The organism is Halorhabdus sp. BNX81 (genome assembly GCF_029229925.1).
Lineage (GTDB): Archaea > Halobacteriota > Halobacteria > Halobacteriales > Haloarculaceae > Halorhabdus.
In genome coordinates this window covers 2,108,446-2,121,175 of sequence record NZ_CP107254.1, presented here as the reverse complement: position 1 = coordinate 2,121,175, position 12,730 = coordinate 2,108,446, and the positions used below count along the sequence as shown (strand labels likewise).

Here is a 12,730-nt window from a genome sequence, read left to right as displayed (position 1 = left end):
TTGTATGTTGCGATACAGAAGGGATGGGTTCGCGTACCATGCCGAGTGTGCACACGAGACTCGCAAGGCGGTCGCTTATATCGGGGGATATCGAAACCCCGGGCATGCGATTGCCGAGCGAGATCGTCGTCGATCGGTTTCTCCCGACGGCCCGGGCGATGCTTGCCACAGAACTGGCCGATCGCGGCCTCACTCAACAGGAGATCGCCGACCACCTCGGGGTCACGCAGGCGGCGGTCAGCAAGTACGTCGGCGGCGAGGTTACGACTGAGAAGCGATTCAGCGAGGAGCCGCGCATGCAGTCCGCGGTCGACCGTATTGCGACTGGATTCACCGAGGAGTCGATGGATGCCTACGAGGCGCTCGGGGAGTTGCTCGCGGTAATCCGGGCGTTCGAGGATCGCGGACCGATCTGTGAGATCCACGAGGAAGAGGTCCCTGCGCTTGCGGGACTCGGATGTGATCTCTGCGTGCGCGGTTACGACGAGTCGGTCGCCGACGAGCGGGCCGTCCTCTCGGCCGTCCGGAAGGCGACGCGACTCCTGGCCGATGCAAGTGTGATGGTCGGGTACGTCCCCAACGTCGGGACGAACGTCGGGATGGCGCTGCCCGAGCCTGACGACGAACTCGACGTGGCGGCCGTCCCGGGTCGGGTCCATGCGATGCGCGGCCGGATCGACGTGCCCGCGAACCCGGAGTTCGGGGGCTCGGAGCACGTCGCCCGGACGATCCTGGCAGCCAACAGTGTCGACGCTTCGGTCCGGGCAGCCCTGAATCTCTCGACTGACGAGGCCGTTCTCGATGCTGCCCGCGATCGCGGGATCGACCCCCTCGCGTTCGACGCCGGCTACGACGACCGCCCGGAGCGCCTCGAAAGCGCATTCCGCGAACGAGGAGCGGTTCCACCGGTCATCTACCACGAGGGGGCGTTCGGGATCGAGCCGATCACTTACGTCTTCGGCACTGACGCCGTCGCGGCGACCCGGCTGGCCATCGAGCTGGTGGCCGACGCCGAGGACGGGTCGTGACCGAGGGTTTACCCCGTCGCTGCCCCGACCTGGAGCCATGAACGCGGGCGAGGTGACCTGGCTGGGCGTCGACGTCGGGGGGACGTTCACCGACGTTGTACTGATCGCCGACGGGACGCTCATGACGGCCAAGGTCCCGACGACGGGCGAGCAGAGCGAAGGTGTCCTCGCGGGGATCGAAACGGCGTGTGAATCGGCCGGGATCGACGTCGCGGCCGTCGATCGGTTCCGCCACGCGACGACGGCGGCGGTCAACGCGATGCTCGAGGGGGCGGGAGCGACGACGGCGCTGGTCACGACCGAGGGGTTCGCGGACGTCCTCGCGATCGGCCGCCAGGATCGGCCCGCGCCGTACGACCTCGATGCGAGCAGGCCAGAGCCGTTGGTCCCGCCTGCCCGACGCTTCGAGATCGACGAGCGTACCACGCCCGAGGGCGTCGAGCGCGCGGTCGATCCCGACGCCGTCCGGGCACTCGCCGATTCGATCCCCGAAGACGTCCAGAGCGTGGCGGTCTCTCTCCTGCACGCCTACGCCCATCCCGAGAACGAGCGGGCGGTCGCCGACGCCCTGGAAGCGGCGGGCGAGTGGTCGGTCTCGACGAGTCACGAGGTGCTCGGGACGTTCCGGGAGTACGAGCGGACCGCCACGACTGTCGCGGACGCCTATGTGACGCCGGTCATCGACGCGTACATGGGTCGGCTGACCGAGCGGGCACGCGAGCGGGGACTGCCCGCTCCGCGGGTCATGCAATCCAACGGCGGGATCGCCCCGGCGGCGACCGTCCGCGAGCACGCGGTGACGACGCTTTTGTCGGGCCCGGCGGCGGGCGTCGTCGGCGCGTCGACCGTCGCGGACGCCGATCGGCTGGTCACCTTCGACATGGGCGGGACCTCCGCGGACGTGGGCCTGGTGACCGACGGCACGGCGGCCAGAACCACCGACGCGACGATCGCCGAGCGCCCGGTCGGCGTGCCGATGGTCGACGTCGAGACGGTCGGGGCCGGCGGCGGCAGCGTCGGCTGGGTGGACGCGGGCGGGGCGCTCCGGGTCGGTCCCCGCTCTGCGGGTGCCGAGCCCGGCCCGGCCTGCTACGGCCGCGGCGGGACCGAGCCGACGGTCACGGACGCCGCGCTCCAGCTGGGCTATCTCGGCGGGGAATCGCTGGGCGCTCTTGACCTCGACGCCGACGCCGCGGAGGCGGCGCTGGCCGATCTCGCAAGCGAGGCCGACCTGGACGGGCCGGTGGCGGCGGCCCGGGGGATCTACCGCGTCGCGAACGCGACGATGACGCGGACGATCCGGTCGGTGACGGTCGAGCGCGGCCAGGACCCCCGATCGTTCTCGCTCGTCGCCTTCGGCGGTGCGGGACCGATGCACGCCGCCGCGCTGGCCGATCGCCTCGGGATCGAGCGCGTCATCGTCCCGGGGGCCAGCGGCGTCCTCTCGGCGTACGGGCTGCTCGCCGCCGACGAGACCCACGACGCCGCCCGCACCCACCGGACCCGGCTTGCGGCGGCCGACGTGGCGACGATCGAAGCGCGCTACGATGACCTCGAGGCGAGCGTTCTCGGGGACGCGAGCGACCCCGACCGCGCGACGATCGAGCGCGAGGCCGACCTCCGGTACGCCGGCCAGAGCTACGAGGTGACTGTCCCCGCGACAGACCCGTTCGATCCGACGGCGATGCGGGATCGCTTCCACGCCGCCCACAAGCGCGTCCGGGGCTATCGACTCCCCGACGAGCCGGTCGAACTCGTCACCCTCCGGACGACTGCGACCATCCCTGGAGAGGAGCCGCCGCTGTCGAGCGCGGGCACTGACGATCCACACCGGACGACGCGGCGGGTTTCCTTCGAGGGTCGCTATCGGGAGACGCGGGTGTATGATCGCGAGGGGCTTTCCGCCGGTGCGTCCGTGGATGGACCGGCCGTCGTCGCGGGTGGCGAGAGCACGGTCGTCGTACCGCCGGGCTGGACGGGCTCGGTGGACGATCGTGGGACGCTCGTCCTCGATGGAGGTGGGTCGGCGTGAGCGAACGACTCGACGCGATCGAACTCGAGATCGTCCGCAACCAGCTTGCGGGCGTCGCCGAGGAGATGGGCGACGTCCTGATCCGCGGGGCCTATTCGCCGAACATCGCCGAGCGCCGGGACTGCTCGACGGCGGTCTTCGACGCCGACGGTCGCCTGCTCGCCCAGGCCGAGCACATCCCGGTCCACCTCGGGGCGATGCCCGACGCCGTCGACGCAGTCCGCGAGCGCGATCCCGACCCCGGCGACGTGTTCGTCTTGAACGACCCCTACACCGGCGGGACCCACCTTCCGGACGTGACGATGGTCTCGCCGATCACCCGCGAGGGGGCCGACGCCGCGGAGCGTTCGAGCGGGCCGCGCCCGCGAGACGGAGGCGAGATCGTGGCCTACGCCGCCTCCCGGGCCCACCACGCCGACGTGGGCGGGATGGCCCCCGGCAGCATGCCCGCCGGCGCGCGGGACGTCTATCAGGAGGGACTGGTGATCCCCCCGACGCGCCTCGTGGCGCGCGGGGATCTGCGGGCGGAGGTCGAGGACCTGCTGCTCGCGAACGTCCGCAATCCCGACGAGCGCCGGGCGGACCTGCGCGCCCAGCGGGCGGCCAACGACCGCGGTGCCGAACGGATCGGCGACCTGCTCGCCGAGCATGGCGACCGACTCAGGGACGCTTTCGACGCCGTCATCGAGTACTCACGCGAGCGCGTCGAGCGCGAGATCGCGGCCCTGCCGGACGGCCGCTACGGGGCGAGCGACGTCCTCGAGGGGGACGGGATCACCGACGCGGACATCCCGATCGAGGTGACCGTGACGATCGACGGCGAACGGCTGGATGTGGACTTCGCCGGCACCGCGGAGCAGGTCGCGGGCAACGTCAACGCGCCGCTCGCTGTCGCGAAGAGCGCGGTCTACTTCGTCGTCCGGTGTGTGACCGACCCGGACGTCCCGCCGAACCAGGGCTGTTACGATCCAGTCTCGGTCAGTGCGCCGGCGGGCTCGCTGTTGAACCCAGACCCGCCGGCGGCGGTCGTGGGCGGCAACGTCGAGACGAGCCAGCGCGTCGCGGACGTTGTCTTTGCGGCCATCGGCGAGGCTGCCCCCGAGCGCGTCCCGGCGGCGGGCCAGGGGACGATGAACAACCTCGTGATCGGCTCGCCCACCTTCACCTACTACGAGACGATCGGTGGGGGAGGGGGCGCGACAGCCGACGCCGACGGGGCCGACGGCGTGCAGGTCGGCATGACCAACACGGAGAACACGCCCGTCGAGGCCCTCGAAGCGGCCTACCCCCTTCGGGTCGAGGCGTACTCGATCCGGCGGGGGAGCGGCGGCGAGGGCGAGTGCGCGGGCGGTGACGGTCTCCGGCGGTCGATCCGCGTCGAGACGGCGGCGACGGTGTCGCTGCTGACCGAGCGACGGCGACACGCGCCGGCGGGCCGAGCGGGCGGCGGTGACGGGGCGACCGGTCGGAACCTGATCGACGGCGCGGCGGTCGAGGCCAAGGTCACTCGCGAGGTTGGGGCCGGCACCGTCGTGACCGTTTTGACACCGGGTGGCGGTGGCTACGGTGCCGTAGTCAGGGGCGCAACCGACGTGGACGACTCTGAGAATGGATAACACTCATGGCCGTCCGATTTGAACATCCGTACAATGCGGGCTGATCGCCGCACGGTTGCCGTCTTCGTCGTCGGATTGATCGGCGTCCTTGCGCTGGTGGTTTCGGCAGCGATGCTGACGGATCCGGCAGGGGAGGAAGCTTCGGCGGGGTGGATCAATCTCGGGTCGGGGGAGCACCCGCAAGGTGAACTCTTCAGCGGGACACTCGATCTACCGATCCCGTCGCTGTATCTCGACGTGCTCTGGACCGCGTTGGCTGTCTCAGCGGTGGTGTTTTTGTTGGCCAGCTTGCTACTCCTCGATACGGAGGAACTCGTCCGTATCGTATTGGGGGCTCTGGCAGTGGTGATACCCGGCGCGGTCATCGGATTGCTCATGGGCAACGTCGGGATGGGTGGCACGATCTTTTCGATGAACGGAACCGTCGCTAACGAGACCGGGATGTCGCTGTCGACCGGCGAATCAGCGCCACCGGGAAGCGGCGGCCTCTCACCGTATTTGCTCGGTGCGGGGATACTCGTGATACTGGTCACGGTCGGCGTCCTGTTCGCACGCTCGGGCGACGAGACGGCCATCGATATCCCGGCGGACGATGCGGACGAATCAGCGGGCGAGCAGCGACTTGTTTCGCTGGGTGAGGCAGCCGGTCGTGCCGCCGCCGGCATCGCGGCCTCGGAGAGTACAGCGGACAATGCCGTCTACGAGGCCTGGATCGAGATGACCGACGCCCTCGCGGTCGCGGATCCGGAAACGACGACGTCCGGTGAGTTCGCCGATGCGGCCGTCGATGCGGGCATGGATCCCGAGCACGTTCGTGAACTCACCCGGCTGTTCGAGGACGTGCGCTACGGCGACGCGTCGGTCTCTCAAGCGCGGGCCGAACGCGCTCGGGCGGCATTGGAACGTATCGAGGCGACCTACGCGGGTGAGCAGTCGTGACCGCTGCCGACGGGGCGGGTGTCGAAAACACCGGACACGCTCCGGGCATCGGGCGCGTTCTGGGTGTGATCGGCCTGCTTGCGGTCCTCGGCGGTGTCGTGACGATCGTCCGACCGTCGCTCGCGTCGGAGACGGGACTCGGATACGGGTTCGTGACGCTACTGGGCGTCGTCATCCTGGCGGCCAGTCTGCGGTACTGGATCGGACTCGTGCTCACGCCGATCGAATCGGCGACGCCACCGGCAGTCGAGGATCGCACGCCGATCTCCATTCCGGGCGGGGCGTTCGATCGGACGATCGCCGATCGGCGTGTCGCTTCGATCACGCGGTTGCGAGCCAGACAGGCGGTCGTCGATCGCCTGCAATCGGTCGCTGAGCGGATCCGCGACCGCGAGCGTGGCAACTCCGAGACGGAGTCGGTCGACAGCTTCTGGAGCGACGACGCGGCTGGGGCGCTGCTGGCGGACGGCGACAGCGAGACTGCGGCGGGCCTAACGGACCGGCTGGCAGCCGCCAGAACCGGACAGACGACGTTTCAGCGTCGCGTCAACGCCGCCGTCGCGGAACTCGCGGCGCGTTACGATGGCGAGAGCGCGTCGGTCGAACTCGACGAACCGGCGGAGACATCGACGATCATCCCCTCGGAACCCGGCTTGGGGCCGACCGCCCGCTTTCGAATACTCAAGCCGATGGCGCTGACGGCCGTCGGCGTGGGCGTCGTGTTCGGCTCGGCGGCCCTGCTGCTCGCGGGCGCACTGTTCGGCGGCGTTGGCGTCTATGCCGCGGCGGGATCGCCACCGACGGCTTCGATTCGGCTCTCCCGTTCGATCGAACCCGTCGAGCCGACGCCGGGTGAGACTGTCCGGGTGACCGTGGAGGTCGAAAACGAGAGCGATCAGTTCGTGCCCGACCTCCGGGTTATCGATCGCGTCCCGGACGGCCTTTCCGTCACGGACGGCTCGCCGCGCCACGGGACTGCGCTCCGACCGGGCGCGACGGCGACGTACGCCTACCGGGTCGAGGCGGTTCGGGGGCATTACGAGTTCGGTGCCGTGTCTCTCGTCACCCGGAACCTCTCGGGGACCTTCGAACGCGTCGCGGACGTCACTGCCGCGGGCGACGCGTCCGTCACCTACGACGTGACGGCGGCCATGGATCGCTCGGTTCCGTTGCGCAAACAGACCTCCCGAAGCGTCGGGCGGGTACTCACCGACGTCGGCGGCAGCGGTATCGAACTCCACTCGGTGCGGGAGTACCGGACCGGCGATCCGCTCAACCGGATCGACTGGAGTCGGGCGGCCCGCGGTGAGGAACTGGCGACGCTACTGTTCCGTGAGGAGCGATCGGCGACAGTCGTCATGCTGGTCGATACTCGGGCGGAAGCCTACGTCGCTTCGGACGCGGACGCCCCGTCAGCCGTCGATCGGAGCGTTCTCGCGGCGGCGGAAGTCGCGTCGGCGTTGCTCGATGCCGACGACCGGGTTGGTCTGGGGGCGCTGTCCCCCCGCCAGTGCTGGGTGGCACCGAGTTCCGGGCACACCCACCGGACACGGATTCATGAGGTGCTCGCGAACGCGGAGGCGTTCGGCCCGCGGCCGCCGGACCAGTCGTTCAAGCCGGCGATCCGGCTGCAATCGATCCGGAAGCGACTCCCGAGCGTCGCCCAGCTGCTGGTGTTCTCGCCGGTCTGTGATGACGAACTCGTCGATATCGTGCGTCGACTCCAGGCGAGCGGCCATCCGACGACGGTGATCAGCCCGAACCCGACGGGCGGGCGAACGCCGGGCGGGACGCTGGCCCGGATCGAACGCGGCTTGCGCCTCTCGCGTCTGCGCGAGGCCGACGTTCGCGTCGTCGACTGGAATGAGTCCGAACCGCTCGCGCTGGCCCTGACGGCGGCCGGCCGGAGGTGGTCGTGATGGCGGGGCCGGCCACGCCGACCCGGCGGCTGAGCGTCCCGGCCGTCGCGGCTGGGATCCTCGTCGTCGTGACCACGAGTCCCGTCCCGGTCGCGGGACTGGCGGCCGTCGTCGGTAGCGTGGGGGTGATCGTGGGGGTCCGGCGGGGATCACGGGCCACCCTCGGGATCGGCGTCGCCGTCCAGTTCGGCGCTGTGATCGTGGCTGCCCTCGGCGGGCTTGGGATCGCACTCGTCCTCGCCGCGTCGCTCGCGGTCGTTCTCAGCTGGGATTTCGGCGAACAGGCGATCACCGTCGCCGAACAGTTACGGACGACAGCCAGCGGGACGCGTCCGCTGGTGGTCCATGCAGCCGGGACAGTACTCGTCGGAACCCTCCTCTTTGGCGGCATCTCCAGCCTCTATCAACTGGCCGGTGGCGGTCGCCCCCTGCTCGCGCTCGTCCTCCTGTTGGGGGGTGGCGTGGCCGTCCTGGCGGGGACGCGCCTCTGAGACGCGACGCAGTGATCTCACCCGTCGACGTGGACGGGAATCCACCATACGCGAGAGCGCCCGCCGACTTTCTTCGACGTCAGATCCGTCGTCTCCTCTAGTTCGTGTAATTTGTTCAGTGCTGTCCGGCGCGAACAGCCCAGCGTGTCGGCGACCTCGCTTGCCGTCAGCGGTTCGGCGTAATCTCTCCGGTCGCTGAAGATGTCCGTCACCGCCTCGACGGTATATTCTGTTTCGCGTCCTGATTCACTCATACGTGTCTTTCGGCGTGATCGTATTTATTCTCTTGTGGCGTACCAGCCCAGTCGTTCCTTCCGCGTGGCTGGTGGGGTGGCTTCGATAGCGGGCGCTATTCGCATGGGGACAACACTCACATTGATCGATCGATTAGCCCCCGATAGTGCAAGTCGATCGTCGGACGGTAGGTGTCGTAATGGTGGGCGTCGTTGGCGCGCTCGCGCTCGCGTTCGCCGCCGGGACGCTGACCAGCCCTGCCGCGCAGGGTGGGGGAAGTCTGCTTTCCATCGAGGGGAACTCCACGACCCTGTTTCAGGCCGACGACCCGCAGGATATCGATTCGTCGCCGCTCCCCGATGTGGGTCCGGTCGTGCAGATCCTGTTCCTGGGACTGTTCGTGCTCACTACGGCCGTGGCCGTCTACGTTCTCAGCGTTCGTGATCTCATCACGATCGTCTCTGCCGTCGTCCTGGCCGGTCTCGCCTTCTGGCTGTTCATGGAGGTGATTTCGGCGCTGAGTGGCGAGGGCGGCGATTTCGGGTTCGCAGAGGACACTGGTATTGGCATCCCGGGTGGCGCTGGCGGGTTTGGGCCCCAAGCTATCGAGTCCGCGCCGCCGTCGCCGTTCCTGTTGGGGTCAATCGGGCTTGTCGCGTTGCTCGCGCTCGTCGTTCTGTTCGGACTGTCGACCGATGAGACTCCCGCCGAACCGGAAGCCGAATCCGAAGACGACGACGTCACGCCGGAGACACTGACGCCTGTCGGTGCCGCGGCCGGCCGTGCGGCCGACCAACTCGCCGACGGGACAGCGTCGACTTCGAATGTGGTCTACCGCGCCTGGGTGGATATGACTGCGGCGCTTGCGGTCCCGAACCGGCAGTCCACGACGCCCGGCGAGTTCGCCGAGGCGGCGATCGAGGCCGGGATGAAACCCCGGGACGTCGAGGAACTCACACGGCTGTTCGAGGACGTTCGATACGGCGACGCGTCCGTCTCCGAGGAGCGTGAACGCCAGGCGACCGAAGCCTTGCGGCGGATCGAGTCGACCTATGCTGGTGATGAGACGTGAGCCGGATGCGCGCCCGGTCCCGCCGTCCCGACGACGAGACTGACGAGGCCTCGGCGGTCGGGCTGCGGCGGTTTCTGAGCGTCTTCGGCGTGTTCGCGGTTGCCGCCGGCTTCGTGGTGTTGATCGCACCGGGGGTCGGGAGCGGGCTCTCGATGGAGTATCTCGTCGTGATGGCCATCGGGGCGGCGTTGCTGTTCTTCGCTGCCCGTCGGTGGTTCAAGCGCGCACTTTCGTCGGTTGATACCGCCGAGACCCCGCCTGTCGAACGCCGGACGACGGTCTCGGTGCCGGGGGATGACTTCGACGAGATGCTCATCAAGAATGCGGAGAACGCCATGGGCCGACTGCAGGTCAAGAGTACCTCCAAGGATCGTATTCGGGCGGTTGCCGAGGCTGTGTTCGAGGGGGATGGGGCGGACGTCGACGAACAACTCCAGGCCGGCACGTGGAGCGACGACGCCGACGCAGTCGCGCTGTTTTCGGGGCAACGAACCAGCGTTCGCGATCGCGTGTCGTCGTTCGTCAGTGGGACGCCGGTGCTCCAGCGTCGGATCGTCAGTGCGATCGAGCAACTCGCGGGTCTCGCCGGCGAGGAGGTCTCCTGGGGCGAGATTCCGGACAGATCCGAAGACCGGGAGCCGACGGAGCCGGGCGATCATGCGACCGATCGGTGGCACGGACTGACGGCACTGGCGTTGACGACGGTCGGCTTCGGTGTGCTCCTCAGCCAGCCCGGACTGGTCCTGTGTGGGGCTGTCCTGTCGGGCCTCGGTGCCTATGCAGTCGCCGGCTCGTCGCCCTCGACGGAGGTTCGGATCGACCGGGATATCCAGCCGACCGATCCCCATCCCGGCGATTCCGTGTCCGTCACCGTCGAAGTCGAGAACGTCGGCGAGCAACTCATCCCCGATCTTCGGATTGTCGATGGTGTGCCCGCCGACCTCACTGTCGAGGACAACAGTCCCCGCCACGGGACCGCACTCCGGCCCGGCGCGACGATGGAATACACCTACACGCTCAGTGGCGTGCGTGGGAACCACACCTTCGAGGATGCGTTTCTCGTCTCGCGCAACCTCCCGGGCACGCTCGAACGGGTCGCGGAAACCGACGTCGACGGCGATCAATCGGTTACGTACGACGTCGCCTCGGCGCTGGATCTGTCGGTCCCGCTTCGCAAGCACGCCTCGATGCACGTCGGCCGCGTCCTGACTGACTCTGCCGGGAGCGGTCTGGAGTTTCACTCGGTCCGGGAGTACCGCAGCGGCGATCCACTGACACGCATCGACTGGAGCCGGGCCGCCCGTGGCGAGGGCCTGGCGACGCTGCAGTTCCACGAGGAGCGTGCGGCGACGGTCGTGTTGGTTATCGATGCCCGTCGGGAGGCCTACGTCGCCAGCGACGACGATTCGCCGTCGGCTGTCGACCGGAGCGTCCTCGCCGCTGCGAAACTCGCGTCGGCGCTGCTGGCTGCCGACGACCGGGTCGGACTTGCCGCCCTGTCGCCCCGGCAGTGCTGGCTCTCACCGGGGGCCGGTCACACGCACCTCGCGCGCCTCCATGACATACTCGCGACCGACGAGGCCTTCGCCCCGTCGCCGCCGACGCTCCCGTATTACCAGCGTATCAATCTGCCCGCGCTCCGAAAGCGACTGCCGTCTGACAGTCAGCTGCTCGTGTTTTCGCCGCTGGTCGACGACGAGGTCGTCGGGGTCGTTCGACAGCTCCAGGCGAGCGGGCACCCGGTAACGATCATCAGTCCGGATTCCTCCGGCAGCGGGACCCCGGGACGGACGCTCGCACGTCTCGAACGTCGCAAGCGGCTCTCGGAGCTTCGCGGTGCCAACGTTCGCGTGGTCGACTGGGACCGCGACGAATCGCTCGCGCTTGCGCTGACGAACGCTGGACGGCGGTGGTCGTGATGGATGAAGCGATCCGCCCACCCCGGTTTGCCCTTCTGTTGACCGGCGGGGCGGTCACAATCGCCGCCCTGGCCCTGTCCCTCGTTCCGTCTGCCGGTCTGCTTGCGTTCGCCGGTGGCCTGATCGCCGTCGTCGGGACCGCACGCGGCTCCCAGCGCGTACTCGGGCTCGGTGCCCTCTTGCAGTTCGCCGCGGTCGTATTCGCCGGCGCGGCCTCGCTCTCGCCGGGGCTGTTGCTCGTCGGGATTCTCGGGGCCGTCCTGGGGTGGGATATCGGCGAGCAATCGATCAACGTGACCCGCCAACTCGGATCCGATGCCACGATGGTCCGCTCGATCGTCATCCATGGGGCTGGCTCGACGTTCGTCGGCGCGGTCGCCATGGTGCTCGTCTACGGGACGTTTCTGGTCTCGACCGGCGGTCAGCCCCTCGTCGCGCTCGTCGCCTTCCTCGGGGGCGGTGGGCTGGTGTTGCTCGCGATGCGTGCCTGAGTCAGACCGTCGGGACGGGAACGTCTTCGAGAACCCGGTCGATCACGGCTGTTTTGGGCACTTCGTCGACTCTGGCGTCGGGCGTGAGTACTAGCCGGTGGGCCAGTGCCGGCCGGGCGACCCGCTTGACGTCGTCCGGCGTGACGTACTCCCGGCCCGAAATCGTCGCTCGCGCCCGCACGATCTCGAACAACCGCTGGGTGCCACGCGGCGAGACGCCGACCTCGACGTGGCGGTGTTCGCGTGTCGCCCGCGTGATTTCCGCCATGTATTCCAGCAAGTCCTCCTCGACCCGGATCGTTTCGGGAACCTGCCGGAGCGCCGTTACCGATTCGGCGTCGAGCACCGTCTCGACCGAGGGGCTCTGGTCGTCGCGACCGGCCCGTCGTCGGAGGAGTTCGACTTCGCCGTCGAGTTCGGGGTAGCCCATCGTCGCTTTGATCGCAAAGCGGTCCACCTGGGCTTCGGGCAACTCGAAGGTTCCTTCCATCTCGACGGGGTTCTGGGTCGCGATGACGAAGAACGGATCCGGGAGTTGGTAGGTGTCGCCGCCGGCGGTGACCTGTCCCTCCTCCATGGCTTCCAGCAGCGCCGACTGGGTTTTCGGCGGGGCACGGTTGATCTCGTCGGCCAGGACGACGTTGGCGAAGATCGGGCCTTCGCTGAACTCGAAGGTCCGATCGCGCTCGTTGTAGATGTGAGTCCCGGTGACGTCAGTCGGGAGCAGGTCCGGGGTGAACTGGACGCGCGAAAAGGAGAGGCCGAGCGCCTCCGCGAGACTTCGGGCAGTCAGCGTCTTGCCCGTGCCGGGCACGTCTTCGAGCAGGACGTGCCCGCGACCGAGCACGCCGAGAAAGACCGTTTCGAGGAACTCCTGATCGGTGATGATCGCCGATTCGAGTTCGTCCAGCAGCCGGGTACACGTATCGCTCGCCTCGGAGACATCCATGGACCGATGATCGCTCCACGCGCCCTTAGTTTTCGTGGTG

Annotated in this window: 11 protein-coding genes; 9 read left to right on the top strand and 2 right to left on the bottom strand. The window is 68.6% G+C overall.

Annotation, left to right across the window (positions count from 1 at the left end):
* The first annotated feature begins 104 nt into the window (after positions 1-104).
* The 6 genes from HBNXHr_RS10720 to HBNXHr_RS10695 are packed head-to-tail and all read left to right on the top strand — an operon-like array spanning position 105 to position 8,025.
* Positions 105-1,028 (top strand): thiamine-phosphate synthase family protein, encoded by a 924-nt coding sequence (locus tag HBNXHr_RS10720; protein ID WP_275882114.1) that lies wholly within the window; start codon positions 105-107, stop codon positions 1,026-1,028.
* A gap of 37 nt (positions 1,029-1,065) precedes the next feature.
* Positions 1,066-3,060 (top strand): hydantoinase/oxoprolinase family protein, encoded by a 1,995-nt coding sequence (locus HBNXHr_RS10715; protein ID WP_275882113.1) that lies wholly within the window; start codon positions 1,066-1,068, stop codon positions 3,058-3,060.
* Positions 3,057-4,676: a hydantoinase B/oxoprolinase family protein gene (locus HBNXHr_RS10710; RefSeq protein WP_275882112.1), complete on the top strand. Its 1,620-nt coding sequence runs from the start codon at positions 3,057-3,059 to the stop codon at positions 4,674-4,676. The genes HBNXHr_RS10715 and HBNXHr_RS10710 overlap by 4 nt, the downstream gene beginning before the upstream one ends.
* Positions 4,677-4,709: 33 nt before the next feature.
* Positions 4,710-5,615, top strand: a complete 906-nt coding sequence (locus tag HBNXHr_RS10705; protein WP_275882111.1) for a DUF4129 domain-containing protein — start codon at positions 4,710-4,712, stop codon at positions 5,613-5,615.
* Positions 5,612-7,534: a DUF58 domain-containing protein gene (locus HBNXHr_RS10700; protein WP_275882110.1), complete on the top strand. Its 1,923-nt coding sequence runs from the start codon at positions 5,612-5,614 to the stop codon at positions 7,532-7,534. Before HBNXHr_RS10705 ends, HBNXHr_RS10700 begins: the two co-directional genes overlap by 4 nt.
* Entirely contained in the window at positions 7,534-8,025 is a 492-nt protein-coding gene (locus tag HBNXHr_RS10695) for a hypothetical protein (protein WP_275882109.1), read from the top strand. Before HBNXHr_RS10700 ends, HBNXHr_RS10695 begins: the two co-directional genes overlap by 1 nt.
* 17 nt (positions 8,026-8,042) lie before the next feature.
* Here HBNXHr_RS10695 and HBNXHr_RS10690 read toward each other — a convergent pair whose 3' ends face one another.
* A complete protein-coding gene (locus HBNXHr_RS10690) occupies positions 8,043-8,279 on the bottom strand; it encodes an HTH domain-containing protein (protein ID WP_275737197.1) in 237 nt (78 codons plus the stop codon).
* Between the two features lie 146 nt (positions 8,280-8,425).
* On the opposite strand from HBNXHr_RS10690, the gene HBNXHr_RS10685 reads away from it, so the two are divergent.
* From HBNXHr_RS10685 to HBNXHr_RS10675, 3 genes are read left to right on the top strand one after another with little or no spacing between them, the layout of a single operon-like run.
* On the top strand, positions 8,426-9,331 hold the full coding sequence (locus HBNXHr_RS10685) for a DUF4129 domain-containing protein (protein ID WP_275882108.1): 906 nt from the start codon (positions 8,426-8,428) through the stop codon (positions 9,329-9,331).
* A gap of 5 nt (positions 9,332-9,336) precedes the next feature.
* A complete protein-coding gene (locus HBNXHr_RS10680) occupies positions 9,337-11,250 on the top strand; it encodes a DUF58 domain-containing protein (RefSeq protein ID WP_275883719.1) in 1,914 nt (637 codons plus the stop codon).
* The gene (locus tag HBNXHr_RS10675; RefSeq protein WP_275882107.1) at positions 11,250-11,741 is read left to right on the top strand and encodes a hypothetical protein; all 492 of its coding nucleotides are present in this window, start codon (positions 11,250-11,252) and stop codon (positions 11,739-11,741) included. Before HBNXHr_RS10680 ends, HBNXHr_RS10675 begins: the two co-directional genes overlap by 1 nt.
* Before the next feature lies 1 nt (position 11,742).
* On the opposite strand, the gene HBNXHr_RS10670 is transcribed toward HBNXHr_RS10675, so the two are convergent.
* Positions 11,743-12,690 carry a MoxR family ATPase gene (locus tag HBNXHr_RS10670; protein ID WP_275737194.1) on the bottom strand — a complete coding sequence of 316 codons (948 nt, stop codon included), beginning with the start codon at positions 12,688-12,690 and terminating at the stop codon, positions 11,743-11,745.
* Between the last annotated feature and the right edge of the window lie 40 nt (positions 12,691-12,730).